The following is a 707-nucleotide window of genomic DNA, read 5'->3' as shown; positions in this document are numbered from 1 at the left end:
GCTGCGGGGCTGCCACCGGCGTCGCCGCCCGTGTGGGTGCCGCCGCCGGGCAGCGTTCCGGCCGGGATCGGGGCCGGCAGGTACTTCACCGTGATGCCGATCGCCGCGGCGATGACCTCGCGCAGCGGGCCGGAGCCGGCGCTCTTGAACACCTCGAGGTCGCTGCGGTTCGCCAAACCGATGGTGAGCAGGTTGCCTTCGAGGCCGAGCGGCTGCGCGTTCCGCACCGCGTTCCAGGCCTCGCGATCGCTTTCGAGCAACTCCTCGAGCAGCTGGGGCCAGAGCTCCCTGAGCTCGTCGAAGTCGACGGACTCGCCGACGTCCGCGTTCGAGCCCGCCGATTGCGTGGCAGGAGCGGGCCCGGCATCCGATGCCGCCGGCACGGTCTCCGCCGCCGATCCTGCTCCCGGAGTCGACTCCGGCCGATGACCCGACTGCGCGCCATGCTGCGGATCCCGCGGTGCGGTCTGTTGAGGCGCGGGCGCATCGCCGCCCGGTTTCGCAGCCGGCGGGTGGCCGCCGAGCGGCACCATCGGCGCCTTCGACGCGCCGCCGTTCAGGAACTCGCGTGCCGACTTCATCGCGGCGACCACATCGACCGGGGCCGAGGATGAAGCTGGAGCCGGTGCCGCAACCGGGGTCGCAGCCTGTGCTGGGGCCGAGGCCGGCGCAGGCGCCGAAGCCGAGCCGGCAGCCGGCGGCGGAGC

1 pseudogene is annotated in these 707 nt (G+C 74.0%); it reads right to left on the bottom strand.

The features are described 5' to 3' along the window. Nucleotides 1–581, bottom strand: a pseudogene (locus tag ACFPZL_RS13955) (hypothetical protein); the annotation flags it as partial. Nucleotides 582–707: the final 126 nt, after the last annotated feature.

Source organism: Leucobacter soli, assembly GCF_042659205.1.
GTDB lineage: Bacteria > Actinomycetota > Actinomycetes > Actinomycetales > Microbacteriaceae > Leucobacter > Leucobacter soli.
The sequence above is the reverse complement of the archived record's forward strand: the minus strand, read 5'-3'. Positions and strand labels throughout refer to the sequence as shown.